Consider the following 26,334-nt stretch of genomic DNA (forward strand, 5'->3'; position numbering starts at 1 on the left):
CGATGATTCCATGAACTGGAGTCCTTTACACGCGCGGCTACACCAACATTTGAAGGAGTCAAATTTATTGCCTGCAGGGGCCAAGCTCATCATGGCTGTCTCCGGCGGGCAGGATTCTGTGTGTTTAAGTCGGTTGATGCTGGACTTACAACGCCATTGGCAATGGTCCTTGGCGATCGCCCATTGTCACCATGGCTGGCCCGGTGATGAAGAGATTGCCGCCCACGTACAAACTCTGGGGGCACAATGGCAGTTACCTTTCTACCTCTGCCGCGCGGTGTCTTCTCTCCCAGAAACAGAAAATGCGGCACGCCGCTGGCGCTATGAAACCCTAACTCACTTAGCAGAACAACTCGATCAGGCCTATGTGGTGACGGGTCATACTCAAAGTGACCGTGCAGAAACCTTAATATATAACCTGGTGCGGGGGGCGGGGACGGCTGGTCTAGGCAGTCTCACCGAACGGCGATCGCTCTCCAACAAGGTCAAGTTGGTGCGTCCTTTGTTGACAATTACGCGACAGGAAACGGGGGAATTTTGCCGACAATTTAATCTGCTTGTGTGTTTTGATCCTTTCAATCAACAAATGCGCTTTAAACGCAACCAAATACGCCAGCAAATCTTGCCCCATTTACGGACATTAAACACCCAAGCCGATAAACACCTTGCCCAAACAGCGCTCATTTTGCAGGATGAAAATGACTACCTTGAGGCGATCGCCCAACAATATCTCCAGCAAGCCCTAACTCCCCAGCAACATCTCCATCGCCTTGTCCTACAGCCCTTACACATTGCCCTCCAACGCCGGATAATCCGGCAATATCTCCAGCAAGTTTTGCCCAAAATGCCCACCTTCGCCCAAATTAGCGCTACAGTCGAGTTGATCCATGGCTGCAATGGCGATCGCCTCAGCACTTTACCCGGTAAAATTCAACTGCAAGTCATGGGAGAATGGCTTGTGCCGGAAGCACTAAAATCAAATTTACCCAAATCAACTAATAATCAAGATCATTATCCGCCGCAGGCCAAAGACTATTAATTCCGTAGATTTGGGGAGTCTTTGGAAAGAATTTAAAAGGTCATCTTCCCTGGTTTTTCAGTAGTTTCACGGAGTTTTGTTGAAGATTCCGTAAAAAGTAGTGAATTTTGATAAAAATCAATACTATTTCGGATCTACCTATGCCAATATTATGATCACGAACAGTACAACTGATGGATGTTAGGGGTATCTAAATTTATCTTTCCCAAAATCCTCCCTTAGTCTCGCATTAATTTTGAAGTTTTTCATCAGAAAAATAGCGTATCTTTTTTAGTTTGCTCCAATCCATTTCTCAGTAATCGCTTGACCATTAATCTGGCCGAAAAATAATGGAACCTACGACGACAAAAGTTAGTGACAATATTAAGTCAAAAACCCTGGAACTGTTACAGGAATATCGGCAGTCCCAAGATGTCAAAATTCGTAATCAGATTGTAAGTTTAAATATTGGCTTGGTTCGCAAAGAAGCCCACCATTGGTCGAGACAATGTAGCGAAAATTTTGATGATCTCATGCAGGTGGGGAGCTTGGGTTTACTCCGGGCCATTGAGCGATTTACCCTAGAGCGGGGCAACGCTTTCAGTTCCTTTGCGAATCCCTATATCCGCGGTGAAATTCAACATTACCTGCGAGATAAAAGCTCTACTGTCCGTATTCCCCGCCGAATGTTGCAATTGCGGCAACAGTCTAATCGCTTTATCCACACTTTTCGCCAAGAACATAATCGACAACCCTCTGCCATCGAAATCGCTGAACACCTCAACATTTCTGTAACTGAATGGCAATCCATTAATCTGGCTTATCAAAACCGTGATCCTGTCAGTCTTGATGTTTCTGTAAAAGCTGACCAAGGGGAAAATACTTCTTTAGGAGATCTGGTTCCGGATCCGGGTTACAAAAGCTTTCAACTGGCCATTGAAGATCAAATTCGCATTCAACAGGGCCTTGCTCAACTCGAAGAACATACCCGCAAGGTATTGGAATTTGTTTTTCTCCATGACCTTACCCAAAAAGAGGCCGCTGACCTACTAGGAGTGAGTGTTATTACCGTGTCACGGCGGATTAAAAAAGGGATTAATTCCCTTAAGAAAATCCTCGGTGGTGATTAGTTAGAGGCTTACATTTTGGAGGCGATCGCGGGGTTTAAAAGAATTAAGCGCCCGGAGCTTCTCATAACACTCTTTTTCCGCTTCGGTGGGTGCAGCAGGGACAGCAATTTCTATTTTGACAAGCTGATCCGTGCGGTTTCCCTTTGGTTTGGGCCAGCCCTTGCCTCGGAGTCGCAGTGATTGTCCTGATTTAATCCCTGGGGGAATTTTCATCGTCACCATACCATCCGGCGTTGGGACTGCGACAGATGCCCCTAGCACAGCCTCATCGGGGGTAATGGGTAAAGTACAGATTAAGTTATCCCCTTCAAAGTGGAAAAAATGATGGGCCTGGAGCTGAACAATTAAATACAGATCACCCCTCTGGCCGCCCATGGCACTAGGAGAACCTTTGCCCTTGACACGGATTTTATTGCCGTTGGTTACTCCTGCTGGGATTTTGACTGTAATTGTCTCTGTGCCTAGGCTCAACCGTTTTTCAACACCGCGAAAGGCTTCGGACAATGTCAGTTGAATATTTGCTTCTCGATCGGCGCCTTGGGTTGTACCACTCGCTGCTGTATTGAAACCAAAATCACTGTAGGGATTCCCGGTACTTCTTGGCCCCGCACTCGCTGCGGCTCGTCCGAGTAAATCGTTAATAAATTCATCAAAGCTTCCAAAATTACCAAAGTCGAAGTTACTAAAGTTCTCAAAATCGACGTTTACGCCAGCGCCACCATAGGGACTACCGCCCCCGCGAGCAGCCTGTTGCCAGTATTGGCCAAACTGGTCATATTTTTGCCGTTTTTCTGGATCAGAAAGAACTTCGTATGCTTCACTAATTTCCTTAAACTTCGCTTCAGCGGCATCATTGCCTGGATTGCGATCAGGATGGTATTGGAGAGCGAGCTTGCGAAACTTTTTCTTAATTTCATCGGCAGAGGCACTTTTACTGACCCCAAGGATGGAATAGTAATCTTTAAAATCCGTTGCTGCCATCGAAATTAAGCCTCCTTGCGGGGGTCATGATTCACTACACCATAGAATAGCAAATTGCTCTGCCAAGAATGGTTTGGTTTTCCCGATGGTGCGTTGTTAGATTTCCGTATTGGAAGCGGTTTTAAAAGGCCTCACGCATATAAGCGCCCCACAGTTTAGCCGCGTATGAGCTCCCGCCCCGGGTTGGACTATTATCGTCGTTTCCCAACCAAATGGCCGTTACTAAATCTTGGGAGGGGACATAGCCAACAAACCACAGGTCAACATTACTGTTCGTTGTCCCTGTTTTGCCGGCTTCATCAAGGCCCAGACGGGCGGCGGTGCCTGTGCCCCCTTGAATCACTCCCTGAAGCATACTGGTCATGGTGCGGGCGGTATCGCGGGAAATGACCTGTTCTCGGTGGAGATCGGCGCGGTTACTGAAATCGTAGAGTAAATGACAGCTATCAATGGTTTCACCAGTACAGTCGCTGCTGTCAAAAATCCGACGGATGGCGTGGGGTTTATTCCAGGTACCGTCGTTGGCAAAGGTCGCATAGGCCCCTGCCATTTCTAAAACAGAGACTTCACTTTCTCCCAAAATCAAACCAGGGGAGGGTCTCAGTTGTGAGTCTACGCCTAATTGTTGGGCAAAGTTAATGACGCCATCTAACCCCACTGTCTGGGCAATGCGCAGGGCGATCGCATTTTCAGATTGGGCCATGCCGCGAAACATATCGGTACTGGCGGTGCTGGTGCGCTCACAACCACGGTATTGTTGTCCTTGCCAATTGAGAGGCGCACAGGAAAAGGCAGTGTAGGGGGAAATGCCTTGTTCAAGGGCGGCACCATAGCCAAACACTTTAAAGGTTGAACCCGGTTGTCGTTTCGCCTGGACGGCGCGATTAAATTGGCTTTCGGCATAATCTTTGCCGCCAACCATGGCGAGAATTTCACCCGTGTCGCTATCGAGGGTGGCGATCGCCCCTTGGGAAAATCCGACCTGGGTGCCATCCTGCTCAATGGAGGCCTTGAGAGCCGAGGCCGCTTTCTGTTGCATCGTGATGTCCAGCCCCGTTTCGATGTAGAGATTCCCCATTTTCAGGGCATCTTCCCCCAGTAATTCCGTCAACTCCTGCTGTACATAGCCATAGAAATAAGGAGCGGCATTGTTCGATAGCGAACGGCGGGCTTCTTCACTTAAACGCTCTTCGATGGGCGTCAACTTTGCCTGACGTTGTTCTTGATCGGTGATCATCCCTAACTTGTGCATCCGGTCAATCACAAGATTGCGCTGTTCGCGGGATTTATCCGGATCAACAATGGGATTAAAGGCATTTGGGGCAGGCAACATGGCGATCAAAGTCGCAGATTCCAGCAAATCGAGGTTTCGGGCCGACTTATCAAAATAAAACTGAGCCGCATCCTCAAAACCCGATTGGCCCACCCCCAGGTAAACCTTGTTTAAATACAGCAGCAAAATTTCATCTTTACTGAAGAAAGTTTCCATCTTCAAGGCGACAATTATTTCCCGTAACTTACGGCTGGCACTTTTTTCTCGCCCCACCTCTGGAAATAGACTCCGGGCCACCTGTTGCGTAATTGTACTTGCCCCTTGGGTCGCGCTTCCCCGTAAAAGGGCCACCCTGATCGCCCGCGCAATCCCAATGGGATCAATGCCTGGGTGCCAATAAAAACGGGCATCCTCAGAAGCCATTACCCCGTTTTTTAGGTAAGGTGAAAAATCCTTGAGCCGCTGCAGTTCTCGATGGCTATCGGTAGTAACAGGATTAATCGCGGTCTCTCCGTCCCGGGAAAAAATCACGACAGGGCCTGTAACGCCGGAGGGAAGAGGATTTAAAGGATATTTTGTCCATTGCCATAGCAAAAACAAGGTCAAGAAACCGACGAAACCACCACCGCTTAACAGACCATAACGAATAATTTTGACCCAGACCGGCATTTCATAACGGTAGGTCAAACAAGCGGCCTGGGCTAATTCGGGGGGCGCAAGATGAATCACGTCGCCATGGCGGAGGGGAAAATGTTTAACTTTACGCCGATTGACATAAATACCATTAGAAGAGCGTTCGTCATGGATGAGGTAATGGCGCGGATTTTCGGGATCTTTACTAAGTGAAAAATGTTGGGCACTCACCGTTTCGTTGCGGATGGTGATATCTTGGCTCGAACTCCGGCCCCCTGTGTGGCGATCGCCAATCAACGGAAAAGGTTGTGTCTGGCCTTCAATGTGTAGCTCAGGTACGCGAGCACCAGGCTTGAGGGTATGCTGCCCAAAGTGAACCATCGTGTTGAAGGCTTGGGTGACCATCTGTCCCAATTGTGTTTTTGGAGGTTGGGGATTTTGTTGGGTCATCGCGAGTACCACCACAAAGAGACACTGAAAATACAAGATCTAGGGTAGTCAATTTTGGCGTGAAATTTAGACTTCGTTACCCATTCGTGAACCAAATTTTTGCCAATGACCCCAGATTTTGCCAAAAAAATAAGAGGCCGTTAATCGACCTCCCCAAGTCAAACCCAAAAACAGATGGACACTTGACGATTTGTATTTAGGTCAAACCAGTATTGGTGCCGGGCTTACCAGTTGCCAGTTGCACCTTAACAATCTTGCCGCCCATCTTCATGATGCGTTGTTGCTCACGGAACCAATTGTCGTAGGGAACCAGCTTGGTGAAGTATGTATTTTGTAATTCACGCTGTGTCCGAATTCGGCTTTGGCTTGGTACACAGGCCGTAATTTTAAACATCCGCATAGCTTAATGATCTCCTTAAACGTTTTTGAGCCCAGTCGTTTATCTGAAAGAGTTTTATTATCAAGGCTGATATAGCAAAGTTCGGAAGTCGCAACCCAGATCCTAGATCCCCAAAACTTGTACCCAGATAAACCTAGTAAAAGCTTATAAAGAGCTAGACAGTGAGCGCATACCTCCGAACTCAATTGGGTTACTACACCATTTGCATCCGACAGATGCGAAGCATTAGCTTAAGCCAGAGCAGATGTAGTCGAAGTAAACACCCATTTCACGGCCAGCGTCAGCACCGACAAGACCAGCAGTGACTTCTTTCATTGCTTGGATTGCTTGAACAGTAGAACCAACGGGTACACCGAGGGAGTTGTAGGTTTCTTTCAAACCGTTGAGCACACGCTCATCGAGGATGGAAGGATCGCCAGCAAGCATTGCATAGGTTGCATAGCGGAGGTAGTAGTCGAGGTCACGAATACAAGCAGCGTAACGACGAGTGGTGTACATGTTGCCACCAGGACGAGTTACATCGGAGTAAAGGAGAGACTTAGCAACAGCTTCCTTTACAATTGCTGCAGCGTTAGCACTGATGGTGCTAGCAGCACGGACACGGAGAGCACCAGTTGTGAAATAAGCCTTGAGCTTATCCATTGCACTGCCATCAAGGTACTTACCTTGGACGTCAGCAGAGTTGATTACAGAAGTAATTGCGTCTTGCATTGTTATAATTCCTTATCTTAGTAGGTCTTAACGAAGTTCCAGAGGGTAAAAACCACTATGGAGAAAGTAATCAAATTTTATGATTACTCCATTGCTCCGATGACATAGTCAAAGTAAGCACCAGCTTCAGCTGCATCGTCGCCAGACATCATGCCAGTCGCAACAGCTTTCATTTCACGAACGGCCTGAGCAACCGCATCAACGGGAGTGCCCAAGGACTTGTACATTTCGCGAACGCCAACAAGACCGATTTCTTCGATGGGAGTTACATCACCAGCAACGACACCGTAGGTGATTAGACGGAGATAGTAGTCCATGTCACGGAGGCAAGTTGCAGTCATTTCTTCGCCGTAAGCGTTACCGCCGGGAGAAACAACGTCGGGGCGCTTCTGGAAGAGGGCATCACCAGCAGATTTGATGATGCGCTCACGGGAGCCAGTCAGGGTTTCAGCGATCCGAAGACGGCTTTCACCAGAAGTAACAAAAGCTTTGATGCGATCGAGTTCACCGGGGCTGAGGTAACGAGCTTCAGCGTCGGCATTCACGATGGATTTCGTGACAATACTCATCTATGGATTCCTCCTCTAGATATGAGACTAAATAAAGTAAATAATTACCAGATTTTAGGTTTAAACTGGTTTTTTATCAAATGAATGGTGGCTTTCTTTAATTTGCTTTATATTGCTCAAATTAAAACCAACATTGTGGGTGTGTGAAGCCCCTAAGCGTCCGGATTACTACCTAAATGTTTCATCAGAGAAATAAGCCGACATTGTCCTAGGTTTTCCTACAGCCATCCGCAAATATTTTGCGTTACTGTGTCACCTCTCCTTGTTGTTTCGTAACAGTTTTTAACATCTACAGGGGCTAAGGGGGATCTTGGGTTGAGTGCTGTCCTGAGGTACTAGAGCTGGTATTTTTCTCAGTTGCTGGCAGGTTTACTGAAAAATAGACCTCGAATTTTGTCATGGAATAGACTTTGACGAGCATGGAAATGCCAGGATTGGGGGTTAGATGCTGAAAGCTAATGGCTTTTAGAAAAGACTGAGTTGTTCTGGTTCGGGGGTGAGCTCCTGCCAGGGGAGGGGCGGCACTGGAATCTGGGCCTGTTGTAGTTGTTCTTGGAAATAGCGGGCATGACCGGGGGAGTGATCTTCGATGGGACAGTGCATGAAGAAATAGATGGAGTGGCCAGCGGCATACCATTGCTGAATCTGCTGACACCACTGATCAAAGTAGGGCTGATTTAAAGAACGTTTGGGATGGCTGATAAAACGGACAATGGCTTTCTGGTTCGTTACTGTTGGGATCAGCGGCACTTCTGGTTTGGGGCGTTGGGAATGGGCCTGGGGGTTATCGGGGCAATTGTAAATGGGGCGGGTATCTAATAGAACTTTACTCACACTGTGGTGAGCGAGCAGGATGTCAAGGCGATCGCGGTGGGGCGCTTGAAACCAGTCGAGGTGGCGTACCTCCACACCTAGGGTAATGGGGCAATCTGCTAAAGCGAGTAGAAATGCTTGTAGATCGTCGTAGTAATTCGGGGAATAGTAAGGGGGAAGCTGGGCAAAGATACTGCCTAGGCGATCGCCTAAAGGTGCAACCCGGTCGATAAACGCCTTTGCCTGGTCTAATTGAGCCATTAACGGGCCTTGGTGGGTCACGGTCTGGGGAAATTTCAAGCAAAAGCGGAATTCGGGGGACGTTTGTTCCCGCCAGCGTGTCACGGTTTCAGCGGATGGCACCGCATAAAACGTCGTATTTCCTTCTACGGCATAGAGGCGATCGCCATAGAGCCTCAAAAAATCCTTCGCAGCACTGCCCCTTGGGTAAAAATCCCCTAACCAACCCCGGTAGGCCCAGACTGCACACCCCAAACGAAATTCCTGTACCACGAAGACATTTCTCCCTACTGCTAGTTTGGCTGTCCCTGATTTTTACTGATTTTATCTAGAAATCCAGACAAACAAGTATTTTTACTCATTGCTTTGTTCACTTTGAGCAACTTCTTGGGGGAAGAATCGCTAAAAACGAATTGACGCAATCACACAGTTGTCAATAATTGTTTACAATATGTAATAGTTAGCCGGGCATTTCTGCATCAGTAGAAATTCAGCCCAGTATTAATTGTCAAAACTGTTCAGGAGATAACTATGTTTCCAACAAATAACGAACTTTCATTAGAACAACAATTCAGTCTCCGTTCCTTCGAAAACCAAGTGCAACAGATGAATCGTGAGCAAGCCCTAGAGCACCTCGTAAAACTTTATGAGCAAATGCTCTCACGGGAGAATATGTACAAAGAAGTGATCAAACACCAATGGGGACTCTAGGGAATAGTCCAAATGCTGGAAACAGCACTAATAGTCAAGTTTATTCCAATTAAGAGCATCCACTGGTGAACGTGAATATTTTTCACTGGCCTCCTTCTCAAGCCTGATCACAACAGCATCACGCTAGGGATGTGGGGGTAGAGAAAAAATTCCAAACGATTTATTGACTTACAGTTCAACTTCTTCGGGGAGAAGTGCTACCGTAAAGAAAATTTTGATTCTTAGCCCACAGTTTTTAGCGATATTGCCATGTTTCATAGCGCCTTAGTCTGTACAGATTTTTCCGATGGCTTAGATCGACTCACTGGCTGCATCGCAAATCTGGTACAGGGAGGACTATCCCGGATTGTTTTTTTCCACAGTGTGCCCCTCTGGACAGAAGGCAATATCCCCCGCATTGACAAAGAAAAAGTTGCCGCTGCCCAAGCCCATCTTTCCAAGGCCCTCACCCAGGTGCCGGCTGGTGCAGATGTCAAAGTAGAAATTGTTTCTGGGAATGCCCTCGATAATATTCCCCAAGTCCTTGAGCAATATCAATGTGATGTCATTTTGGTGGGCACCCCCATCAAAAATTTAATCCAAGAAAAAATGTTTGGTAGTACGAGCCTGGGTCTGATCAAGTCTCTTAAAAAGCCGATCATGATCCTCCGGCCCCAGATTGTCTCTACCTATACTTGTGAGGAGTTGGCGCTGCGTTGCCGCCATCTGTGGCGATATCTGCTGCTTCCCTACAATGGCAGTGATGAGGCGAAGTATTTAATTGAACAGGTGAAGACTTTTGCGAAAAATGCGCCCCAAGGGGCGATCGCCAATTGTTTTTTGTTGTCCGTCCTTGATAATTCTGGTATCCAGCGCATTCAGATTGAATATCTCCAAAAGGAAGCCGAGGAAAAACTCGCGAAGGTTAAAGGAGAGCTAGAAGCCTTGGGACTGACGGTCAAAACCGCCGTTAAAATTGGCAATCCCCTCAGTGAAACCCTCGACATTGCCGTCAAAGAAGATATTAGTGCGATCGCCATCGCCAGCAAACCCCGCAATCAACTCCTTGAACTTACAGTACACAGCTATGCCAGCGATTTGTTACACCGCAGTTGGTTCCCGACCCTATTTTTCCCGATGTAGGTGATTCAGAAGTATGTAAAGGCGATCGCCCTTGCCGTAATTTAGACCGTAGATTTTGTGGAAAATCAAGGGATTTCTGGAGAAAAACTCAAATGTAACGAATTGCAAAGTATAATGAACAACATCTAATTTTTAGTTGTCGTTCGTTAGAGTAGGAAGCCCTTCACCATGCGAGTTGCGATCGCCGGAGCCGGATTAGCAGGATTATCCTGTGCGAAATACCTTGTTGATGCAGGACATACTCCTATTGTCCTCGAAAGAAGAGACGTTCTCGGTGGCAAAGTCGCCGCATGGCAAGACGAAGATGGAGACTGGTACGAAACCGGTTTACACATCTTTTTTGGAGCCTATCCTAATATGCTCCAGCTCTTTAAGGAACTCGACATCGAGGATCGTCTGCAGTGGAAAGAGCATACGATGATCTTCAACCAGCCCGACGCTCCTGGTACCTATTCCCGGTTCGACTTCCCCGATCTGCCTGCCCCCATCAACGGTGTGTTTGCCATCCTCCGCAACAACGACATGCTCACCTGGGAAGAAAAAATCAAATTTGGCATCGGCTTAATTCCGGCGATGGTACAGGGCCAAAAATATGTCGAAGACATGGATCAATATTCCTGGTCCGAATGGATGAAGAAACAAGGAATTCCTGAGCGGGTCGAGAAAGAAGTTTTCATCGCCATGTCCAAGGCCTTGAACTTCATCAACCCCGATGAAATTTCTGCCACCATTCTGCTCACCGCCCTGAACCGCTTCCTCCAAGAAAAGAATGGCTCAAAAATGGCCTTCCTTGATGGCTCTCCCACCGAACGCCTCTGTCAACCCATCGTGGACTACATCACTGAACGGGGCGGCGAAGTCCATCTGAATCGTCCTCTCAAAGAAATTCAACTCAACGATGATGGCTCTGTAAAAGGCTTCCTCCTGCGCGGTTTAAATGGGGCCGAAGACGAATTTTTCACCGCCGATGCCTATGTGTCAGCGATGCCCGTCGATCCCCTCAAGGTAATGTTGCCCAAGCCTTGGAAAGAAATGTCTTTTTTCCAGAAGCTGGATGGCCTCGAAGGTGTCCCGGTCATCAATCTGCACATGTGGTTTGATCGCAAATTAACCGATGTGGATCATCTCCTCTTTTCGCGATCGCCTTTATTAAGCGTGTATGCGGACATGAGCAACACTTGCCGTGGCTACTACAGCGACAAATCCATGTTAGAGCTGGTCTTAGCCCCCGCAAAGGACTGGATTAGCAAGTCCGATGAGGAGATCATCGCCGCCAGCATGGAAGAATTGCAACAACTCTTCCCCGATGACTTTACGGGTGATAATCAAGCCAAACTTTTGAAGTACCATGTGGTGAAAACTCCCCGCTCCGTTTACAAGTCAACCCCCGGTCGCCAAGATCACCGTCCCTCCCAGGAAACACCCATCTCTAACTTCTTCCTCACTGGGGACTACACAATGCAGCGCTATCTCGCCAGTATGGAAGGGGCCGTCCTCTCCGGGAAACTCACCGCCCAAGCTGTTGCGAAAGCGGCTGAAACCACCCTTGCTGACCAGGCCACCACTGTTTCCGTTGCCGCATAAAATCAGTCTGTGGGAGACTTCTTGACAAAATTAAGATTAATTTCCCATTTGACTCGTACAATGCGACAATCATTATGGCTTTTTTTGCCCACGGGGAGGCCCGGAAACGACTCCCCAGACACTTCGCCCGCAACGCATGCTGCAATTGTCTAGACTTCAACCTTCCCCACCCACTGCCTCGTCCTTCATCTCCCGTGAAGAGGCCTACGAATATTGTCGTACTGTTACGGCGATGTATTCTAAGACGTTTTACCTAGGCACCCTCCTCATGCCCAAGGAAAAACGCGAGGCAATTTGGGCCATTTATGTCTGGTGTCGTCGCACCGATGAACTGGTTGATGGGCCAGAAGCGGTTAATACTACCCCAGAAACCCTCGATCAATGGGAGCGGGATCTCGAATCTGTATTTGCGGGGCAACCGGTTGCCGATCCAGATGTGGCCTTGGTGGATAGCTTGAATCGCTTTCCCCTTGATATCCAGCCCTTTCGTGACATGATTGCTGGGCAGCGCATGGATTTGTATCGCAGTCGCTATGAAACATTTGAAGATCTAGAGCTCTATTGCTACCGAGTTGCTGGGACTGTGGGCCTGATGTCCGGGGCGGTCATGGGTTTAGAAAATCGCACGAATACAGCCCCCTGGAATCGCCAAAGCCAGTCTCAGATGCCGACGGAAGAGGCGATCGCCCTGGGGATTGCGAATCAACTAACAAACATTCTCCGGGATGTGGGGGAAGACCGGGGCCGTGGTCGCATTTACCTGCCCCTAGAAGATTTAGCGTTATTTAACTATTCCGAAAAGGACTTGTTCGCGGGAGTTATCGATGAGCGGTGGCGATCGCTAATGAAATTTCAAATTAAGCGGGCCCGCCATTACTACCAAATTGCCGAGCGAGGAATTCGGTCGCTCCATCCCGATGCCCGCTGGCCGGTGTGGTCTGCCTTGATGTTGTACCAAGGGATCCTCGATATCATCGAGAAAAATGACTACGATGTTTTTAACCGCCGCGCCTATGTGCCGACGGCTAAGAAAATGGTTTATCTGCCCGTTGCCCTACTGCGATCGCAAGTGTTGTAAACCATTAACGTCAACGGATTTTCCCTGAAGCAAAAAAAGGCGATCGCCAAGTTTTATTTGTTACTCTCCGATTAGGCGATGAATCTGTTGCAGAAAATCATCATAATCAACCACTGGCTTAGAAATATACCCTTCAGCCCCGCTCTTACTCAGGAACGTTTCGCGATCGCCTTGCATCGCGTGGGCTGTCACTAAAATCACTGGAATTTCCTTCGTCTGGGGATCTGCTTTGAGCATTTGGGTAATCCGAATTCCATCCACTGACTCCCCTTCATAGAGACTGGCCGTTAGGGAAACATCCATCATCACCAGATCAACCTTTCCCGCTGACGTTAAGGCCATAATTTCCCCGACATTCTCAGAGCAGAGCACATCGAACTGGCCCCGTTTCTGCAAAATTGTGCTGAAAACACGCACATTAATCGGATCATCTTCAACTATCAATATCGTGGCCATAACTACTTTCTTGAGATTAGGGACAACTGCAAACAATCAATTCTGGGATTCACTATGGCGTAATCACTGGGGTCTTGCGGGCCATTGAGCAGAAGCACAATATATCATCTCTGTCACCTCGATTATTACCCCCTTGAATTAAAGACATCGCGTAACTTATTTCTACCCAAAGCAAAGCGAATCCATAACAATGTTTTTTGCGACAGAGAGCCCTATGCCTTTATGGTGAAAAAGATGCAAACGCTTGTAAAGATTTAAGAATCAACAGTATATTCCTTGAAAACAGCGTTCCCCATTATTGTCCAATCAGCATAAATTCATGGCACAACAACTCGATCTGCTCCAGTCCGGTCACATTATCCCGACAGCGCTCCATGTGGAAATGGAACAGTCCTATATGGAATATGCGATGAGTGTGATCGTCGGACGGGCATTGCCAGATGTGCGGGATGGTCTGAAACCAGTGCATCGGCGGATTTTGTATGCGATGTATGAGTTGGGCTTAAGTCCGGATCGCCCTTACCGCAAATGTGCGCGGGTGGTGGGGGATGTGTTGGGGAAGTATCACCCCCACGGCGATCAGTCCGTTTACGATGCGTTGGTGCGGTTGGTGCAGGATTTCTCAACGCGCTATCCGTTGTTGGCGGGACATGGGAATTTTGGTTCGATTGACAATGATCCGCCGGCGGCGATGCGGTATACGGAAACGCGGTTATCGCCCGTGAGTTTTGAGGCGATGTTGGCGCAGATTAGTGAGGATATTGTTGATTTTACGGATAATTTTGATGGGTCGCAGCAGGAGCCAGTGGTGCTGCCGGTACAGTTGCCGATCTTGCTGTTGAATGGTTCTTCGGGGATTGCGGTGGGGATGGCAACGAATATGCCGCCGCACAATTTGGGGGAAGTGGTGGATGGGTTGATCGCTTTGATTGATGATCCAGAAATTGAGGATGAGAAGTTATGGGCAGTTATTCCTGCGCCGGATTTTCCGACAGGGGGAGAAATCGTTGATCTCGCTGGGGTGCGCGACGCCTACCGGACGGGACGGGGCATTATTCCGATGCGGGGCATTGTCCATTTGGAAGTGCTGCAGGTGGGGCGGAAACGGAAGCGGGATGTGAATGCATTGGTGGTGACGGAACTGCCCTATCAGGTGAATAAGGCGGCGTGGATTGAAAAGATCGCGGATCTGGTGAATGATGGCAAGATTTCGGGAATTTCGGATATTCGGGATGAGAGCGATCGCCAAGGGATGCGGGTGGTGATTGAACTGAAGCGGGATGCGGAGCCGGAGAAGGTTTTAAAGTTGCTGTATAAGAAAACGGCGTTGCAGTCCAATTTTGGGGCAATTTTACTGTCGTTGGTGAATAATCAGCCGCGCCAGTTGTCATTAAAGGCGATTTTGCAGGAATTTCTTGAATTTCGGGAGGAAACGGTCACTCGGCAATATCGGTATGAGTTAGAGCAGAAGGAAACGCGGCAACATTCGGTGGAGGGGTTATTGCTTGCGCTGAATAATTTGGATGCGGTGATCGAGATTTTGCGGAATGCGGCGGATGGCACGACGGCAAAACAGCAGTTTCAGGCGGCATTGGGGTTTAGTGAGAGTCAGTCGGATGCGATCTTGGCGATGCCGATGCGACGGTTAACGGGCTTGGAACGGCAAAAACTGGAACAGGAGTCTACGGAACTGGCGACGGAGATCGCCAAGTTAAATAAATTATTGAGCGATCGCCACGAATTACTCAAGGCACTAAAGCGGGAATTGCGCAGTTTAAAACGGAAATTTGCCGACCCGCGTCGCACCCGTTTACCGGATGTGCCATCCCCTGAACCGGAACCTGTCACAGTCGAGGCGGAGCCAGACACCCCCGCAGCGACCCCGAAGAAAAAACGCCAATCCCGCAAAAAGGAGGAACCCGTGCTTGCCCTCCTGCCGCAATTGACGGAGACCTCCCATGTGGCGATCGCCGCGTCGGGGGGCGTGTACTGGGGTAATGATGATGCGGGGCTATTGGATGAGGAACCGACCATTTTTAAGGCGCAGATCGGCACGCAGAAAAAGTTAATCGTCTGCACCGATCAAGGAAAAGCCTTTCCGGTGGCGATCGCCGATTTACCCTACCAAGAACAGCGGGATAAACCCCAATTAATCGATTTATTACCAGATCATGCCCTACGGGATGACCATCAGCCGATCACTCAGTTTTTACTGCCCGATAATTTAGCAGAGTACGATTTACTTTTACTTACAGCCCAAGGACGAATTAAACGTCTCCCGGCGATCGAACTCGAAAGTTTCACCAGTCGCGGCTTGAGTTTGATCAAGCTCAAGGACAAGGACACCCTCAAATTCGCTTGTTTCGTGAAGGGGGGTGAGCAGGTGGCGATCGCCGTCAGCAGTGGGCGGGTCTTACATTTGCCCGTCAACGATCACGAAATCCCCGTGATGGGCAGAACTTCCCAAGGGAACCAAGCCCTGCGCCTCCGCTTTAACGAGCAAATTGTCGCCTGTGTTCCCTGCCAACGGCACAACGAACTTTACTTAATCTCCGAGGAAGGCTACGGCAAGAAATTAGCCGCCAGCAGCTTACGGCTCGGTAAACGGGGTGATATGGGCAACCATGTGATGCGCTTTGAATCAAAAACCGATCTGCTCCTCACACTTTTCGTTCCCGATCAACAGGAATCCCTGTTGGTAAAAGATTCCCAAGAAAACCTCGATCTGTTGCCCTTCAGTAAATTCAACCTCACCGAAAAGGATAGCCCCGGACAAAAATTGGTGAAACTAAGCGGTGGCGATCGCCTCGTTAATTGTTATCTGAGTGGGTCGTAGAAGCCATAAAAAAGAGGGGATTAATTTCCCCTCCGTGGTCATTGCCTTTGAGCTTGTTTTTGAGCATTTTATTGCGTTTTTTTAGTTGCCGTTGACGGGCCGCGCCGCCTTTGCCTTTGTCGTTACGACCCCGACGCCGGGGACTTTCCCAACTTTTGATGCGCATCGGATTAATAGTAATTTTCTGAACTTCTTTTTTCGACAATAACACAAATAGCCTAGATTTTTCTGCGCGGCCTAAAACTCAGCCATGGGTTAGACTTTCAGCCTATGATAAAAACGACTTTTTTCTGGGAGATTATGGTGCGATCGCCGTTTCGAAAAGCACAGGTTTTATTCACCACCTACTACGCCTACATGGTGGAATATCGGGCCGAGCTATTTTTTTGGGTGCTCAACTCGTCCCTACCGATTATCCTGCTGGGGGTCTGGACAGAAGCCTCGAACCAAGTGGAGTTGCCCCTGTCTGCGATTGAATTTGCCCGCTACTTTATCGCCGTCTTTTTTATTCGCCAACTGACCCTCGTCTGGGTGATCTGGGAATTTGAAAAGGAAGTCTTCCAGGGAAAACTGTCCTTTGCCCTACTCCAACCCATTGATCCCGTTTGGCGACATTTTGCGAGCCATGTGTCGGAACGATTTGCTCGCCTGCCCTTTAGCATTGCCCTGGTGCTCTTGTTTTTTGCTCTTTATCCCCAGGCGTTTTGGGTACCGAGCTTGACCCAGGTACTGCTCTGTATTCTTACGGCGGCGATCGCCTTTGGTCTGCGTTTCCTCCTGCAATACACCTTTGCGATGGCGGCCTTTTGGGTGGAACGGGCCAGCGCCATCGAACAAATTTGGTTTTTGTTTTATATTTTCCTCTCTGGCTATATCGCTCCCCTGGAAACCTTTCCGCCCCTCATGAAGGAAATTGCCCTGCTGACCCCTTTTCCCTATGTGGTGTATTTTCCCTCGGCGATCTTGATGGGGTTGCCGGTGCGTCTCACCGAAGGCTTCATTGTCATGGGCGTCTGGAGTTTGATTTTCTATGGCCTAAATCGTTACTTTTGGCGTAAAGGTTTGAAACATTATTCCGGCATGGGTGCGTAGGAAGCTTAACTTTTGTTGAGTTTTATTGATAGCTATAAAGTCCGGTTCCTATGATGATCGAACCCCCAGGGGGTTTAAAGATTGACAAATTTGAAGGAGCCACCATGCGCTACATGGAAGATGAAGACGGTAAGCTGAATAATTTTGCCCAAGAGCCCAAAATGTACCAAGCAGAGGCAAAAACAGCGAAAGAACAAAAAAATTTGCTGGTTATTGGTGTTCTAGGAGGCGTACTTGTGGCGACCCTCATCGGTGTCACGGTACTGATCTCCGGTTAGGGGTCTGGTCTGGTCGCGAAGGAAGTCAGGCTACACTAAAGATGTGATGGATCAATCACATTTAAGAGGCGATCGCCATGAATGAAGGACTTCTTGCTGTTGAGATTATTGGGATTTTTACGGTTGCGTTTATAATTTTGACCCCAATTCTTTATTGGGTTTTACCGCACCATTTTTCTCTTTCCTGAAAGCAGTTTTGGTCAAGTTTCCTCGGGCTGTACCTGGCCCACCACAAGGATATTGATGGAATTCAGTTCACCAAGGGCGGCTATGTCGCTCTTTTTTGTAGGCATTTAAAATTTCAAAAAAAGTAGCTTGTAATCCAAGATCCCATAAAACCCGTAAGCTAAGGAAAAGTACACCCAATCGATTGAATTTGAACGATGGCGCGTAAAAAAGTTGTCTATCAAGAATTTGGTAACACTGTCCCAGACGAGACCCCGGAAATCGTTGATCTGCCGCCCCAACAACAAAGTCCCCGCATCCAAACGAGCCGTTCTGGTCGTAAAGGCAAGACGGTAACTGTAATTACGGGACTACAACATTCCCCAGAGACGTTACAAAAACTCTTAAAGCAGCTAAAAAATAAATGTGGCTCCGGGGGCACCCTCAAGGACAATACCCTAGAAATCCAGGGAGATCAGCGCCAGCCAATTCTCGCATTCCTCCTTGACCAAGGTTACAAGGCGAAAATTAGCGGTGGCTAGGGAATGGTCGGCGCTTCCGTCCACCAGAAAAGATCGGCAACCTCTGGCGTCGGGGTGAGATCTGGACTTGGATTGAGCAATACGGTCTGCTGTTTTAGGTATTGTCCGAGGCGACGTTTTACCCGGTCGGGAATGCCGTAACCATAAATGACATGGCCTTGACCCGCGAGGGTAATAATTTGGGTATTGGGGTTGCGTTGAGCAAAATTGGCGATCGCCTCGGCCATGGTTTCATCCCACACCACCTGGGCGGCGAAAAAATTGTCAAAGTCAAAGTTGCCATGCTGACCATGGCCCGTAAAGGCCTCCTGGAGAAGCGCCTGATAACTTTCATTGCTCAAGTCTAAATCGCTGCGGGGAGGCAAATATTCAAAATCCGCCGCCTCTAAACTAGCCAAACCAACTGAGGATACCTGACGTACCACTTCATTGGGGGCATTGAGGGCGATCACTGGAATCTGTTTTTCCTGGGCAAAACGAAGAATAGGCGCATACAATTCCCAGTCAAAACCCCAACGGGTTTCATATTCCGTTTGGGCGACAAGGTCAGCTTCGCTAATTTCCCCGGCAATGTATTGATCTAAAACCCCTTGGAAAGGCCGTTGAAACATTTCCATGGCGATCGCCACCTGGGGATGATGGTCGTGGAGGGCTTTGATAATTTCTAACTGGGCGATGTGGTCAGCCTCGCTGGTGTGGTGTTCACCGAGGTAAATGACTTGTGCTGTTTTCAGGGTGGCGAGGGCAGCCCTCGCGTCGGTTGTGGGCGCGGTTTTGACAGTGATTGCGTCTAAGGTATTGCCGAAACTGTCATCGGCATAGGCGAAGGAGCCATAGAAAAAGATGCTTCCCCACAACAGCCAACCCCAAGCACTGCGCCATGCTCCCATAAACTTTTCCCCACAAATCTTTTTTTAGAAAACAAAGAGAACGCAAAAAACTATGGCTATGGTAACGCAGGGGATTTTTGGCGACAGATTTAGCCCTGGGGGAAAATTGATCTGTCCTCTACTGAAACCAGTCAGCCATGCACCACGCTTCAATTCGCACTGCCGATATCCACCGGGCGATCGCCTTTTACGGACAGCTCGGTTTTGCCATGGAAACCCAGTTCACCACAGGGTACACCCTTGCCTGTTGGCTTAAAGGCCCCCTTGGACGTTTGGAACTCATCCAAATCCCCCAACCGAAGCCCGCCCTCGATGCCTTTGGTGATGAACATTATGTCGGCTACTATCATTTATCCTTTGACCTGACGGAAATCACGCCAGATTTAGTCACTTGGCTCGCCGATTTGCAACAAAATGCCCCGGAACCGATCACGGTTCTTCTAAAACCCCAACAGCAGATGATTGGCGATCGCATTTATGAGGTGATGTTCCTTGCCGATGCCGATGGGCTACCCCTCGAATTTATCCGGTATCAGGGAGCACGGGCCTAGGATTTGCCTTTGCTACACTGGAGAGCCTGTGAATTTTTTCTCGCCCATGACCGACGAACAGCTCAAGCTTTTTTCTGTGGCCGATGCCCCCAATCCTTACCGCGTCGAACGCGCCCCCAGGCTTACCATGGGCCAAGAAAGCCTCCTGCAATGGAAGCAACGACTGCAAAACTTTCAGGACAAGGTTCGTCAAAATCCAGCCGCAAGCCAAACCAGTTTACTTTTTGAGACCCAGTCGAAGCCAGACCACTGGGACGCCGAAAAAATTGACCCCTTTACCCTGCCGCCGAAGCCCTGGGATTTCTATCGGGAGCGTTATGATCCCCTCCAGGAAGGTCAAGCGAATATTTACTTTGTCCTCGACCATGCGGTGCCGTTGCTGCTCTATGTGGGGGAAACAAAATTATCGATTAAGCAACGCTGGAAAGGGGTTCATGATTGCAAGGACTATATTGATGCTTACATCAGCTTGCACCGTCAGTATGGCTTGAATGTGGCTGTTAATTTAGCGTTTAATGTGTCAGTCCCCACAGACCGTTCCCAACGGCTCGCTCTAGAACGGGATTTAATCTTGAAGTGGCGATCGCCGTTTAATAAAGAATGTTGGCGCTACTGGGGACAGCCCTTCCAGCGGCGGGGCTAAGATGGGGCTATGCTCCCCGTAAATTTTTCTACCCATTGCCTATAATTGGCGATGTTTCGCTTCCTCTTTTTCCCTTGGCATGGCTATTTCTCCTAGAAAAGTGGCGCGACCGCGAGCGCCCCGACAGCAGCAAACAACGTTTTGCCGACGGCGCTGGTTTGTTTTGGGTCTAATTGGCCTAACCTGTGGGGCGATCGCCTACCAACGTATCCAAGGCGCTTTACGTCCAGCCAAAGCCATTTTTGTCCTTGGGGGCCACGAAGAACGGGAGCGGTTTGCGGCCCAATTTGCCCAGGAACATCCGGATCTCAAAGTTTGGGTTTCCTCCGGTAGTCCACCGGAATATGCCCGCCAGATTTTTGCGAACTATCAAATCGAAGGCGATCGCCTCCAGCTCGATTACCAGGCCGAAGACACCGTCACCAACTTCACCAGCCTCGTAGACGAATTTAAACAAGAAAATATCGATAGCGTCTACCTCATCACTTCCGAAAACCACATGAACCGCGCCAAGCTCGTGGCCAGCATTGTTTTCGGCACCCGTGACATTGCCATTAAACCAGTGCCTGTCCCATCGGATAATCCCCCGGAAACGACGATGAAATGTATCCGTGATGGGCTCCGCTCAATCCTCTGGGTGGTCACCGGCGAAACGGGCCGCGAGTGGCAAACCTTGACTCAGATCCCTACCCAGGCGATCGCCCCCAGCGCCAGACGACCAGAGGAGAATTTATAATAGCTGAGGTTTTGCTTGCGTACAGGAGTCATGATGGAGTCAACCGCCGAACCGATTTATTTCTACAAGGCCCATGACCCCTATGGCTGTTTCTCGAATTTTTCGCTGCACCCGATCCACTGCGAAGCCCTAGATTGGCCTACTGTTGAGCATTTTTACCAGGCCCATAAATTTCTCCCTACCCACCAACAAGATCTCATCGACAAAATTCGCGCTGCCTCGACCCCAGAAATTGCCGCCGCCCTAGGCCGCGATCCCCAGCACCCCAAACGCCCCGATTGGGAAGACATTAAACGAACCGTGATGTGGCAAGGGGTTTGGACAAAATTTAAAACCCACCCTGACATTGCCCAAATTTTGCTGGCAACGGGGGACGCAGCAATTATTGAAAATTCCCCGGTGGACTATTACTGGGGCTGTGGTGCCGATGGCAGTGGGCGTAATTATCTGGGCAAAGTGTTAATGCGAGTGCGCAGCCAACTGCGCCAGGGGTAGTCACGCCATAGCCTTCTCTCTCGCGAAAATGTTACCTTTTGTTTAGGACAAGCCACGTCCTACGGTCTTTAGTTTCTCGCGCTCAGTAATGGAAAAATCTCACCTTGGGTTTGATGTGATCATTGTCGGTGGCGGTATTGTCGGGGTCACCCTCGCGGCCTGCCTCAAACGGACAAATCTGCGGATTGCCATCGTGGAAGCACAACCCCTTGATGTGGTGACCCAACGGCAGCGGGCCTATGCGATGTCCCTGCTTTCCCAGCGGCTTTTTCAGGAGTTGGGGGTTTGGGAGGTGATCGCCGCCCGTAGTGGCAAATACCGCAATATTCAATTATCGGACGAAGATTTTTCTGGGGTCGTTAGATTCTCCCGCCAGGATCTCAAGACTGATTTTCTTGGGTTTTCGGGGCAGCACCAAGTTGTTCTTGAAACTCTCCAGGCTTCTCTGCGGGGCTATGGCAATATCCGCTGGTTCTGTCCAGCCCAAGTCACCGCCATTCACTACGAGTCTGAGCAGGCGATCGTGGAGTTATCTAGCGAAACCCAGGGGCAGATCAAAATTCAAGGGGCCTTGGTAGTTGGAGCCGACGGGCCACGCTCTCTTGTGCGCCAAGGAGCCAGCATTAAAACGAGGGGTTGGAAATATTGGCAATCCTGTGTCACCTGCGTTGTTGAACATGACGCCCCCCGCAATGATGTCGCCTTTGAACGGTTTTGGGGTACGGGGCCGATGGGAGTTTTGCCCCTAACCGAAAATCGCTGTCAAATCGTCTGGACAAATCCCCATGCCGAAGCCCAACGCCTGAAAGAATTACCTCCGGAAGTTTTCCTAGAATATTTAGAACAACACACCGGCCCCCAGCTCGGTCGCTTAAAATTGCTTGGCGATCGCCAGGTCTTTCCGGTGCAATTGATGCAAGGCGATCGTTATGTGGATCATCGTCTCGCGTTGGTGGGAGATGCGGCCCATTGTTGCCACCCGGTGGGGGGCCAGGGTCTCAATTTAGGCATCCGCGATGCGGCGGCCCTCGCCCAAACCTTGATCGAAGCCCAGCAACGGGGTCAGGATCTAGGAAGTTTGGCTGTGTTGAAACGCTATGAACGGTGGCGCAAGCGTGAAAATCTGGTAATTCTTGGCTTTACGGATTTCCTCAACCGCCTTTTTTCCAACCGCATTTGGCCTGTGGTCTGGGTGCGCCGTCTGGGGCTGATTGTGATGGCAAAATTTAATCCCCTGCGCCTGTTTGCGCTCAAACTCATGACCGGACAAAAGGGCCGTCAACCCCGCATTTTGGCGTAACTTTCTTGCTAGATTATTAATTTTTCGGGAGATTCTGGGAATTTGCGTTCAAAATTGAAACCAAGTGAGCGTAAATTTCCCAATCATCCCATGCGTTTTCAATTTATCTATCGGGCGATCGCCCCTGTGCTTCTGGCGAGTCTATTGTTCCTGACGGCCTGTGGTGGCAATGCCCCGGTTCCCCCCCCTGACCCAAACCCTGGGGCTAATACTGAAGTCACCACCCCGGCAACGGAGACGGCCCAAACACCTCAAAAGGGCAGTGCTTTTAATCAATTTTTCCCAGCGGACAAAACCGAGGGCTATGACCGGGTCTTTACCCAAGAAAAAGAAGGTTTCGCGGAAATTAAATTAACCCTCAACGGTACGGAAATGGCAAAAATTTCCATCTCAGATACCGCCACCAATCTCGCTGCCCGCAGTAAATTTGCTGAAGCCGAAGAAACGGTTGATGGGTTCCCCCTCGTGGCCCAGGGAGCAAATGCCCATGCGGTTTTAGTGGGCGATCGCTATCAAGTGAAAGTGATGTCCCGGGATCCTAGTTTTGGCCCCGATGAGCGCAAGGCTTGGCTCGCCAAGGTGAATCTACAGGGTTTAGCGAGTTTATAGGCCAATTTTTTGTAAACCACAGCCGTAATTTTCTATTGACTAAATTAGGAGGTTTTTCATGAGTGCTTCGATTGTGGAGTTGATGGATCAGTTACCCGAAAAAAATCTCACGACCATGCTGTTAAATGGTCTGGATTTTGTGGTGCCTGGGGAATGGACGAACATTGTTGGCTTCGACAATATGGTCAAAGCGGTGACACGGGAAACCGATCCGGCAATTATCCAAGCGGTGCGCGATCGCGCCATTGTCCTCTACAGCGACAAATCCCAGGGTTATCAGCGGGCGATGTGGATCTACCAAACCGTTGACCAGGCGGATAAAGCATTGGCGGCGGCGGCCCTGGCGAATAAAGTGGGCGACAAAATCCCTTTGGTAGGTGGCTTGATGCAGAAAGTGACCCCCAACGCGGATAAGGCCCAGGCGATTGATTTGTGTCTAAAGCTGGTCGCCGAAATTACCTGTTTTTGTCAGATTAACGGCATTCCGGGGGATAGTCTAGGGGATTTCATGAAGGCGATCGCCGACTACAGTGGCGAAGAATTGATGCGGATTGCGACCCTGATTTGTGTGGATGGTTTGATTCCCCTGGGGCCAGATTTCCTCCAAAAAATTGACCGCACCTTAAATAATCTTTCGGCGGGAGAACTCAGCAATAATCCGGCCTTTGGTCGCGTTGGAGAATTCTTGCCAGGGGGGAATCCTGCGGGGAAATTGGCCTTTATTAACCGCAGTTTTAGCTCCATGCAGGGCTGGATGAGCGGCTTTGTGAGCGCCCGTGGTTTGACCCCCGAAAAAATCATGGATCATATCCAAGGGTTTGTGGAAGTTTCCGATAACAAGCTCGATTATGTGGCGGCCTTCTTGGATCTCAGTACCAACTATTACGAACACACAGGCACCCAAACCGTTGCCCGGCGGCTCATTGACCGCGCCTACGGAGAAATCTAAAACCAGCCATTACCAGGCAAATTTTGATAATCTGCTAGTTTAAGGGAGGAAAATCACCTCTCTTTTTTGTTGTGTTGTGGGAAAGCCAAAAGCCATGATGAAGCCGAAAAATTCCTGGTGGCGATCGCCAAAAATTTTATGGATTAAACTTTGTCTGATTGGCAGCTTACTGATCGGTTGTGCCCCCGTTGTGCCCCCGGCAGAAAGCAATCCCCGCACCTTTGCCCCCCTGAGCGTAGAATTTCTAGACGAATATTGGTTACCCAAAACAGAGTTTCAAGGGACAACGGTCGGCGGCCTATCGGCTCTCTATTACGATGCCCAGACCGGTGATTATTATGCCCTGAGTGACGACCGTTCCCAGTTTGCCCCGGCCCGCTTTTATACCTTCGATCTGGACATCGACGAAACCGGAGCCATTCCCCAAATCCAGCAGCTCAACCTCAAGGGCATGACGCCTTTAACCACCCCTGACGGTGAAACCTTTGCCCCAGGAAGCCTTGACCCAGAAGGATTGGTGCTCTCGCCCCGCAATACGTTATTTATTTCCAGCGAGGGAGATACCGACGCCGCCATTGACCCGTTTGTAAAAGAATTTGATCACGAAGGTCGTGAATTAACGTCCCTCAGAATTCCCCAACGTTTTCTAACAGGCGATCGCCAGCGGGGTGTGCGCAATAATTTAGGATTTGAATCCTTGGCCATTTCTGCCCCTTCCCAAGCCGCCGTTGACCCCTTTCGGATCTTTGTCGCTCCAGAATCATCTCTTCATCAAGACACGCGTTCTGATAATGTGGGTGCGCCCATCCGTCTACTGCATTACGTCATCAATCCCATCGGCGAGCCTGTGTTAATCGCCGAGCATCTCTATCCTTTAGAACCTGCACCCCAAGGAACCTTTTCCAATGGCCTCGTGGAAATGATTGCCCTCCCCCAGGAAGGTTATTTTCTCAGCCTGGAGCGCAGCTATGGCCTTGGGGGGGTTGGTGCGAAACTGTTCCAGGTGACCATTGGTAATGCCACCGACACTGCCCGCATCGAATCCCTCGCCGGAAATCCAGAGACCGTTGTCCCCATGCAGAAAACCCTATTGCTGGATCTGCGACAGTTGGGGATTGGCCTCGATAACCTAGAAGGTATGACCCTAGGGCCACGGCTTGCCGATGGCAGCCAAAGTTTACTGTTGATCAGCGATGATAATTTCAGTACCGATCAGGTAAATCAACTTTTGCTTTTTCGCTTGAGTAATTCGGCGGCTAAAGTCACATCAAAATAAGGCCAAGTCCCCACCTCTCCGGCTAGCACCGTAAAGGGTTGATCGGGTTCCCCCAGGTCACTGAGTACCAGGTCGGCCCCCGTAAAATCTTGGTTAGCGGTGTAGTTATTCACTGTGACGACGGTGGTGAGGCCGGCATCCCGAGACGAAAGCCAGCCATTACCGGAATCCTCAAAGGCAACGCATTGATCAGCCCGGAGATTCATTTTTTCGAGGGCATAGAAAAAGATATCGGGGGCCGGTTTTTTCTGGGGAACCATGTCGCCAGCGGCAATAACCTCAAACCAATCCATCGCATCGGGGGCGAGGGAATGGGTCAATAGGGCGGTGACATTGGCTGGGGTAGTGGTGGTGGCGATCGCCAAACGAATGCCTTGATCCCGTGCTTCTTGGATCAGTCGTCTAACGCCAGGGCGCAGTGGTAAAACTTCATTGGCCAGTAAATCGCAGTAATGCTGGGTTTTGCGGGCATGGAGATCCTTGATAAAAGCAGTCAGATCACCGACCGATGGCATTTGTGGCTGCCAAGATTCAATGTAAAAGCGAATTCTTTCTTTACCCCCCGTCACCTTCAGGAGCTGACCGTAAAGATCCACCGACCAATCCCAGGGCAAACCGACATCCGCAAAGGCGCGGTTAAAAGCAACGCGGTGGGCATCCTTTTCTGTATTGGCTAGGGTGCCATCCACATCAAAAATCAGGGCTTCTAGTTGTCCCATGTAAAACCTCAACTATTTTTATCGTCCCCACTGTACTGGGAAATTGTCTGCAATACCGAAAAGTTGCTTAATGCAAAAACAGCA

The 26,334-nt window shown here is 49.4% G+C and carries 28 protein-coding genes; 18 read left to right on the forward strand and 10 right to left on the reverse strand.

Annotated elements, in window-relative coordinates; genetic code table 11:
• The first annotated feature begins 10 nt into the window (after positions 1 to 10).
• Entirely contained in the window at positions 11 to 1,039 is a 1,029-nt protein-coding gene (tilS, locus tag AACQ84_RS09780; RefSeq protein ID WP_012307533.1) for a tRNA lysidine(34) synthetase TilS, read from the forward strand.
• A gap of 329 nt (positions 1,040 to 1,368) precedes the next feature.
• Positions 1,369 to 2,148, forward strand: coding sequence for an RNA polymerase sigma factor SigF (locus AACQ84_RS09785; RefSeq protein WP_012307534.1), 780 nt, complete (start codon positions 1,369 to 1,371; stop codon positions 2,146 to 2,148).
• Here AACQ84_RS09785 and AACQ84_RS09790 read toward each other — a convergent pair whose 3' ends face one another.
• The 6 genes from AACQ84_RS09790 to AACQ84_RS09815 form a co-directional block, all read right to left on the reverse strand.
• Positions 2,149 to 3,129, reverse strand: a complete 981-nt coding sequence (locus AACQ84_RS09790) for a DnaJ C-terminal domain-containing protein (protein WP_012307535.1) — start codon at positions 3,127 to 3,129, stop codon at positions 2,149 to 2,151.
• Between the two features lie 121 nt (positions 3,130 to 3,250).
• On the reverse strand, positions 3,251 to 5,485 hold the full coding sequence (locus tag AACQ84_RS09795; protein ID WP_012307536.1) for a PBP1A family penicillin-binding protein: 2,235 nt from the start codon (positions 5,483 to 5,485) through the stop codon (positions 3,251 to 3,253).
• A gap of 196 nt (positions 5,486 to 5,681) precedes the next feature.
• The gene (locus AACQ84_RS09800; RefSeq protein ID WP_012307538.1) at positions 5,682 to 5,885 is read right to left on the reverse strand and encodes a phycobilisome linker polypeptide; all 204 of its coding nucleotides are present in this window, start codon (positions 5,883 to 5,885) and stop codon (positions 5,682 to 5,684) included.
• Between the two features lie 225 nt (positions 5,886 to 6,110).
• On the reverse strand, positions 6,111 to 6,596 hold the full coding sequence (gene apcB, locus AACQ84_RS09805; protein ID WP_012307539.1) for an allophycocyanin subunit beta: 486 nt from the start codon (positions 6,594 to 6,596) through the stop codon (positions 6,111 to 6,113).
• A gap of 83 nt (positions 6,597 to 6,679) precedes the next feature.
• The gene (locus AACQ84_RS09810) at positions 6,680 to 7,165 is read right to left on the reverse strand and encodes an allophycocyanin subunit alpha (protein WP_012307540.1); all 486 of its coding nucleotides are present in this window, start codon (positions 7,163 to 7,165) and stop codon (positions 6,680 to 6,682) included.
• Between the two features lie 465 nt (positions 7,166 to 7,630).
• Positions 7,631 to 8,491, reverse strand: coding sequence for a DUF72 domain-containing protein (locus AACQ84_RS09815; protein WP_012307541.1), 861 nt, complete (start codon positions 8,489 to 8,491; stop codon positions 7,631 to 7,633).
• Positions 8,492 to 8,749: 258 nt separating this feature from the next.
• Here AACQ84_RS09815 and AACQ84_RS09820 point away from each other — a divergent pair, with 258 nt between their 5' ends.
• From AACQ84_RS09820 to crtB, 4 genes are all read left to right on the forward strand, one after another.
• Positions 8,750 to 8,929, forward strand: coding sequence for an NblA/ycf18 family protein (locus AACQ84_RS09820; protein WP_012307543.1), 180 nt, complete (start codon positions 8,750 to 8,752; stop codon positions 8,927 to 8,929).
• A 249-nt stretch (positions 8,930 to 9,178) separates the two neighbouring features.
• A complete protein-coding gene (locus tag AACQ84_RS09825) occupies positions 9,179 to 10,051 on the forward strand; it encodes a universal stress protein (protein ID WP_012307544.1) in 873 nt (290 codons plus the stop codon).
• Positions 10,052 to 10,219: 168 nt separating this feature from the next.
• Entirely contained in the window at positions 10,220 to 11,635 is a 1,416-nt protein-coding gene (pds, locus tag AACQ84_RS09830) for a 15-cis-phytoene desaturase (protein ID WP_012307545.1), read from the forward strand.
• A 136-nt stretch (positions 11,636 to 11,771) separates the two neighbouring features.
• On the forward strand, positions 11,772 to 12,713 hold the full coding sequence (crtB, locus tag AACQ84_RS09835) for a 15-cis-phytoene synthase CrtB (protein ID WP_012307546.1): 942 nt from the start codon (positions 11,772 to 11,774) through the stop codon (positions 12,711 to 12,713).
• Between the two features lie 60 nt (positions 12,714 to 12,773).
• Here crtB and AACQ84_RS09840 read toward each other — a convergent pair whose 3' ends face one another.
• Entirely contained in the window at positions 12,774 to 13,169 is a 396-nt protein-coding gene (locus tag AACQ84_RS09840) for a response regulator (protein ID WP_012307547.1), read from the reverse strand.
• A gap of 319 nt (positions 13,170 to 13,488) precedes the next feature.
• Here AACQ84_RS09840 and AACQ84_RS09845 point away from each other — a divergent pair, with 319 nt between their 5' ends.
• Positions 13,489 to 16,005, forward strand: coding sequence for a DNA gyrase/topoisomerase IV subunit A (locus AACQ84_RS09845; RefSeq protein WP_041443556.1), 2,517 nt, complete (start codon positions 13,489 to 13,491; stop codon positions 16,003 to 16,005).
• Here AACQ84_RS09845 and AACQ84_RS09850 read toward each other — a convergent pair.
• Positions 15,980 to 16,171, reverse strand: a complete 192-nt coding sequence (locus AACQ84_RS09850) for a hypothetical protein (RefSeq protein WP_030006439.1) — start codon at positions 16,169 to 16,171, stop codon at positions 15,980 to 15,982. The two genes, AACQ84_RS09845 and AACQ84_RS09850, sit on opposite strands and share 26 nt — an antisense overlap.
• 134 nt (positions 16,172 to 16,305) lie before the next feature.
• On the opposite strand from AACQ84_RS09850, the gene AACQ84_RS09855 reads away from it, so the two are divergent.
• The 3 genes from AACQ84_RS09855 to AACQ84_RS09865 all read left to right on the forward strand — a co-directional run bounded on the left by AACQ84_RS09855 (position 16,306) and on the right by AACQ84_RS09865 (position 18,082).
• Complete coding sequence (locus AACQ84_RS09855; RefSeq protein WP_012307550.1) at positions 16,306 to 17,097, forward strand: ABC transporter permease; 792 nt, start codon at positions 16,306 to 16,308, stop codon at positions 17,095 to 17,097.
• A 50-nt stretch (positions 17,098 to 17,147) separates the two neighbouring features.
• Positions 17,148 to 17,375, forward strand: coding sequence for a photosystem II assembly protein Psb34 (psb34, locus tag AACQ84_RS09860; RefSeq protein WP_041443557.1), 228 nt, complete (start codon positions 17,148 to 17,150; stop codon positions 17,373 to 17,375).
• Between the two features lie 383 nt (positions 17,376 to 17,758).
• A complete protein-coding gene (locus AACQ84_RS09865) occupies positions 17,759 to 18,082 on the forward strand; it encodes a translation initiation factor (protein WP_012307553.1) in 324 nt (107 codons plus the stop codon).
• On the opposite strand, the gene AACQ84_RS09870 is transcribed toward AACQ84_RS09865, so the two are convergent.
• A complete protein-coding gene (locus AACQ84_RS09870) occupies positions 18,079 to 18,972 on the reverse strand; it encodes a ChaN family lipoprotein (protein WP_012307554.1) in 894 nt (297 codons plus the stop codon). The two genes, AACQ84_RS09865 and AACQ84_RS09870, sit on opposite strands and share 4 nt — an antisense overlap.
• Before the next feature lie 137 nt (positions 18,973 to 19,109).
• On the opposite strand from AACQ84_RS09870, the gene AACQ84_RS09875 reads away from it, so the two are divergent.
• The 8 genes from AACQ84_RS09875 to AACQ84_RS09910 all read left to right on the forward strand — a co-directional run bounded on the left by AACQ84_RS09875 (position 19,110) and on the right by AACQ84_RS09910 (position 25,531).
• A complete protein-coding gene (locus tag AACQ84_RS09875; protein ID WP_012307555.1) occupies positions 19,110 to 19,523 on the forward strand; it encodes a VOC family protein in 414 nt (137 codons plus the stop codon).
• Positions 19,524 to 19,569: 46 nt separating this feature from the next.
• The gene (locus AACQ84_RS09880) at positions 19,570 to 20,166 is read left to right on the forward strand and encodes a hypothetical protein (protein ID WP_012307556.1); all 597 of its coding nucleotides are present in this window, start codon (positions 19,570 to 19,572) and stop codon (positions 20,164 to 20,166) included.
• 79 nt (positions 20,167 to 20,245) lie between these two features.
• A complete protein-coding gene (locus AACQ84_RS09885; RefSeq protein ID WP_012307557.1) occupies positions 20,246 to 20,902 on the forward strand; it encodes a YdcF family protein in 657 nt (218 codons plus the stop codon).
• A gap of 30 nt (positions 20,903 to 20,932) precedes the next feature.
• Positions 20,933 to 21,397 carry an NADAR family protein gene (locus tag AACQ84_RS09890; RefSeq protein ID WP_012307558.1) on the forward strand — a complete coding sequence of 155 codons (465 nt, stop codon included), beginning with the start codon at positions 20,933 to 20,935 and terminating at the stop codon, positions 21,395 to 21,397.
• Positions 21,398 to 21,485: 88 nt separating this feature from the next.
• Positions 21,486 to 22,697, forward strand: a complete 1,212-nt coding sequence (locus AACQ84_RS09895; RefSeq protein WP_012307559.1) for an FAD-dependent hydroxylase — start codon at positions 21,486 to 21,488, stop codon at positions 22,695 to 22,697.
• Positions 22,698 to 22,787: 90 nt separating this feature from the next.
• Complete coding sequence (locus tag AACQ84_RS09900; RefSeq protein WP_041443911.1) at positions 22,788 to 23,306, forward strand: hypothetical protein; 519 nt, start codon at positions 22,788 to 22,790, stop codon at positions 23,304 to 23,306.
• 58 nt (positions 23,307 to 23,364) lie between these two features.
• Entirely contained in the window at positions 23,365 to 24,255 is an 891-nt protein-coding gene (locus AACQ84_RS09905; protein WP_012307561.1) for a hypothetical protein, read from the forward strand.
• A gap of 94 nt (positions 24,256 to 24,349) precedes the next feature.
• On the forward strand, positions 24,350 to 25,531 hold the full coding sequence (locus AACQ84_RS09910) for an esterase-like activity of phytase family protein (RefSeq protein ID WP_012307562.1): 1,182 nt from the start codon (positions 24,350 to 24,352) through the stop codon (positions 25,529 to 25,531).
• On the opposite strand, the gene AACQ84_RS09915 is transcribed toward AACQ84_RS09910, so the two are convergent.
• The gene (locus tag AACQ84_RS09915) at positions 25,477 to 26,250 is read right to left on the reverse strand and encodes an HAD family hydrolase (RefSeq protein WP_012307563.1); all 774 of its coding nucleotides are present in this window, start codon (positions 26,248 to 26,250) and stop codon (positions 25,477 to 25,479) included. The genes AACQ84_RS09910 and AACQ84_RS09915 overlap by 55 nt on opposite strands.
• Positions 26,251 to 26,334 lie beyond the last annotated feature (84 nt).

This window comes from Picosynechococcus sp. PCC 7002 (genome assembly GCF_963860125.1).
GTDB lineage: Bacteria > Cyanobacteriota > Cyanobacteriia > Cyanobacteriales > MRBY01 > MRBY01.